This window comes from Mycobacterium sp. (assembly GCF_025965855.1).
Classification (GTDB): Bacteria; Actinomycetota; Actinomycetes; order Mycobacteriales; family Mycobacteriaceae; genus Mycobacterium.
This window is the reverse complement of the sequence record NZ_JAOPWB010000324.1, coordinates 1-4,384: the sequence shown is the minus strand read 5'-3', so window position 1 is coordinate 4,384 and position 4,384 is coordinate 1. Positions and strand designations below refer to the sequence as shown.

Annotated in this window: 3 protein-coding genes and 1 pseudogene; 1 reads left to right on the top strand and 3 read right to left on the bottom strand. The window is 67.7% G+C overall.

Features of this window, described 5'->3' with window-relative positions:
* From JWP83_RS28135 to JWP83_RS28125, 3 genes and pseudogenes are all read right to left on the bottom strand, one after another.
* Nucleotides 1–617: pseudogene (locus JWP83_RS28135) on the bottom strand (hypothetical protein); the annotation flags it as partial.
* Between the two features lie 182 nt (nucleotides 618–799).
* The gene (locus tag JWP83_RS28130; RefSeq protein ID WP_297738173.1) at nucleotides 800–1,219 is read right to left on the bottom strand and encodes a cytochrome c oxidase subunit 4; all 420 of its coding nucleotides are present in this window, start codon (nucleotides 1,217–1,219) and stop codon (nucleotides 800–802) included.
* 13 nt (nucleotides 1,220–1,232) lie between these two features.
* Nucleotides 1,233–2,333, bottom strand: a complete 1,101-nt coding sequence (locus JWP83_RS28125; protein ID WP_297738171.1) for a cytochrome c oxidase subunit II — start codon at nucleotides 2,331–2,333, stop codon at nucleotides 1,233–1,235.
* Between the two features lie 132 nt (nucleotides 2,334–2,465).
* Between JWP83_RS28125 and asnB the strand changes: the two genes are divergently transcribed.
* Nucleotides 2,466–4,384: asparagine synthase (glutamine-hydrolyzing) (asnB, locus tag JWP83_RS28120; protein ID WP_297738169.1), on the top strand; the 1,919-nt coding region annotated here is incomplete at its 3' end.

The following is a 4,384-nucleotide window of genomic DNA, read 5'->3' as shown; positions in this document are numbered from 1 at the left end:
GCCGGTGCCGGCGCGGGAGCGGCGGTCGCCGGTGGGGGCGGCGGTGGCGGCGGCGGAGGGGGCGTCACCGTCACGGTCTGGGTCTCCGTGGGTGGAGGGGCCTCGGTGGTGGGCGGTGGCGGTGGTGGCGGCGGCGGTTTGGTGGTCGTTATCTCGTCCTGCATCGGCGGCGTCGACGGGGTGGTGGTGGTGCCGGGGTTGGCGAGCTTGTTGGTGTCGGTGCGCGTGACGAGCAGCGACACCGAAACCACCAGCGCGATCGCGGCCACGATCGCGGCGATGCCGACGACCCATGGCCAGCGCGGGGCGCGGTGTTCGTCGTCCGGGTCCGAGGGCTCGTCGTAGCCGTCGTAGTCGTAGAGCCGCATATCGGCCGGCAGGTACGGGCCGGTGACGAAATGCTCGGATTCGGGAGCCGAGTAGGCCCGCGAGTACGCATCCGTCTGGCCGGTCTCGTCCGCCGCCGCGATTTCGGCGCTGTCGTCGAGGGGCTCCAGCTCGTCGTGGGGATCGACCGCGTCGTGCCCCACTTCGTCGCCCGAATCCGGTTCGTGGCTGAGTTCGCTGCCGGGATCGGGTTCGTCAGGTTCCCATCCCGGAGGATTCGGCCCGCTCATAATTGCCTGCCCTGTCCAACTGCATCACCAGCGCGCAAGGCCCCGCGGCTGCATCGGTGCGCGCGCGCTTGGGAGTTTCTCATGGTGCCTGGGCAAACCCTACCGAACCGAATAGAGCAAAGAAGTCTTGGAAAACGGGCCCGGATCAACTGGTGCCCTGATTGTGACCTTCGAGTCGCAAATCAGTGCTTCTCGGGTCCCATGTAGTACTCGAAGACCAATCCTGCCGACGTGGCAAGGATGAACACCACCCCGGCGACGATCAGCCAGGGCAGCCACAGCGCGATGCCGATCGCCGCCACCGATCCGGCCAATGCGATCAAAATGGGCCACCAACTGTGCGGCGCAAAAAACCCTAATTCGCCTGCGCCGTCGCTGATCTCGGCGCCCTCATAATCCTCGGGCCGCATGTCCAGCCGGCGCGAGACAAACCAAAAAAAGCTCCCCGTGATCAACGCCAGGCCGGCGGTCAGCGCCAGCGCGGTGGTGCCCGCCCACTCCACGCCGCCGGTGGCGAACAGCGCGGTCAGTATCCCGTAGAGCACCGCCGACAGAATGAAGAAAGCTGCGATGAATTCGAACAGCCTCGTTTCGATTTTCATTGAGCGTCCTAACCTACTGGCTTTGGGGGGTCGTCTCACCGCGGCGGGTATCGAACGGGTGGGTGGTCACCGCGACCGGGGACTGGGCGATCGCCAGCAATGCCTCGGCGTTGGTCTTCCCGGCGATCCGTTGCTGTAAGTAGGCCTTGAAGTCGTTGGGCGCCACCACCCGCACTTCGAAGTTCATCATCGAGTGATAGGTGCCGCAGAACTCGGCGCAGTGACCGACGAACGCCCCGGTCTTCGTGATCTCGTTGACCTGGAACACGTTGACCGAGTTGTTCGCCTCGGGGTTGGGCATCACGTCGCGTTTGAACAGGAATTCCGGCACCCAGAACGTGTGCACGACGTCCGCGGAGGCCAACCGGAATTCGATCTGCTTTCCGGCGGGCAGCACCAGCACCGGGATTTCGGTGGCGGTTCCCAGCGTCTCGACCTTGTCGAAATTCAGGTAGGTCCGGTCCTGCGGGTTGCGCCCGCGCACCGCCCCGATGCGCTCCTCCCCGTGGGCATCCTTCCCTTCCGGCTTGGAGGCCATCGCGGCCTTGCGCGCGGGGTCGGACCCGTCGTAGGTCAGCGTGCCGTCCTTGAAGTTGACGCGCTGATACCCGAACTTCCAGTTCCACTGGAACGAGGTGACGTCGATGACGACCTCGGGGTCCTTGGCCAGATGCAGCATCTTCTCCTGCACCACCACGGTGAAGTAGAACAGCACTGAGATGATGAGGAACGGCGTCACCGTGAGCACCAGCTCCAACGGCATGTTGTAGCCGAACTGCCGGGGCAATTCGGTGTCAGTCGCCTTCTTCCGGTGAAACGCGGCCGACCAGAAGATGAGCCCCCACACCAGGACCCCGACGACCAACGAGGCGATCACGGCCCCGACCCACAGCTCCCGATTGAGGTGGGCCTCCGGGGTGATGCCCTCCGGCCAGCCCATGCCGAGCACCTCCGACCAGCTGCATCCGCTCAGGGTGAGCGCCAGCACGCCCACGGTCGCGGCCAGCGCGAACGGCCGGAGACGACGGGACAGACCCCGGTGAGCGCCCCCCGAACGGCGCTGGAACCTGCGCTGCGACAGACGTTGCGAACCGACCTGCTCGCGAGGTGTCACGTTGGCGCCTCCTGCTCGGATATCGAATACTACGCAGCGTAGACCACGCCGCTGACCCCGGCGCGCAAACCCCGGCCGGTCACGGGCGTGCGGCACCGCGGGCGCCGCCCACGTGCGGCATACTGGTGCGCCGTGTGTGGTCTGCTGGCATTCGTCGCGGCCCCGGCCGGTGCTGACGGCGGCGGGGCCGACGCCACGGCGGCCGCGGCGCGGGCCGACGGCGCCATTTCCCGGGCATCGCACCTGATGCGCCACCGCGGCCCGGACGAGCCGGGAACCTGGGCCGACCCGGGCGCCGACGGCTCCGTCGTTTTCGGCTTCAACCGGCTGTCCATCATCGACATCGCGCATTCCCATCAGCCGCTGCGCTGGGGCCCGCCGGAGGCCCCCGACCGCTACGTGCTGGTGTTCAACGGGGAGATCTACAACTACCTCGAGCTGCGCGACGAACTGGCCACCGCGCACGGCGCCGTGTTCGCCACCGACGGTGACGGTGAGGCGATCGTCGCGGGCTACCACCACTGGGGCACCGACGTGCTGAACCGGCTGCGCGGCATGTTCGCGTTCGCGCTGTGGGACACAGTGACCCGCGAATTGTTCTGCGCGCGCGACCCTTTCGGCATCAAGCCGCTGTTCATGGCGACCGGCCCCGGCGGCACCGCGCTGGCCAGCGAGAAGAAATGCCTGATGGACCTGGCCGAGTTGGTCGGGTTCGACACCGGCATCGACGAGCGGGCGGTGCAGCACTACACGGTCCTGCAGTACGTGCCGGAGCCCGAGACGCTGCACCGCGGGGTGCGCCGGCTCGAATCGGGCTGCTCGGCGCGCATCCGGCCCGGCCAGCAGCCCGAGATCACCCGCTACTTCGCGCCGCGATTTGCCGCCACGCCCATCACCACCGACACCGAACAGGCCCGCTACGACGAGATCACCGCGGTCCTGGAGGACTCGGTGGCCAAGCACATGCGCGCCGACGTCACCGTCGGGGCGTTCCTGTCCGGGGGCATCGACTCCACCGCCATCGCGGCGCTGGCCATCCGGCACAACCCCCGGCTGATCACGTTCACCACCGGCTTCGAGCGCGAGGGGTTCTCCGAGATCGACGTCGCGGTGGCCTCGGCGGAGGCCATCGGTGCACGCCACATCGCCAAGGTGGTCAGCGCGGGCGAGTTCGTCGCCGCCCTGCCCGAGATCGTCTGGTACCTCGACGAACCCGTCGCCGACCCGGCGCTGGTCCCGCTGTTCTTCGTCGCCCGCGAGGCCCGCAAGCACGTCAAGGTGGTGCTGTCCGGCGAGGGCGCCGACGAGCTGTTCGGCGGCTACACGATCTACCGAGAGCCGTTGTCGCTGAAGCCTTTCGACTATCTCCCGCGGCCGCTTCGCCGTTCGATGGGCAAGGTGTCCAAGCCGCTGCCGGAGGGCATGCGCGGCAAGAGCCTGCTGCATCGCGGCTCGCTGACGCTCGAGGAGCGCTACTACGGCAACGCCCGCAGTTTCTCCGACGCGCAGTTGCGGGACGTGCTGCCGGGGTTCCGCGACGAGTGGACCCACACCGATGTGACCGCGCCGGTGTACGCCGAATCCGCCGGCTGGGACCCGGTGGCGCGCATGCAGCACGTCGACCTGTTCACCTGGTTGCGCGGCGACATCCTGGTCAAGGCCGACAAGATGACCATGGCCAACTCGCTGGAGCTTCGGGTGCCGTTCCTGGATCCCGAGGTGTTCGCCGTCGCCTCCCGGCTGCCCGTCGAGGCCAAGATCACCCGAACCACCACCAAGTACGCGTTGCGGCGCGCGCTGGAGCCGATCGTTCCTGCCCATGTGCTGCACCGGCCCAAGCTCGGATTCCCGGTGCCGATCCGGCATTGGCTGCGCGCGGGCGAACTGCTGGAGTGGGCCTACGCGTTGGTGGACTCGTCGCAGGCCGATCACCTGGTCGACCTGGGGGCAGTGCGCCGGATGCTCGACGAACACCGAAGCGGCACAAGCGATCACAGCCGCCGGCTGTGGACGGTGCTGATCTTCATGCTGTGGCACGCGATCTTCGTCGA

Bases quoted from the DNA above. Each gene is read 5' to 3' on its own strand.
- JWP83_RS28130 (WP_297738173.1), bottom strand. From the start codon at position 1,219: ATGAAAATCGAAACGAGGCTGTTCGAATTCATCGCAGCTTTCTTCATT.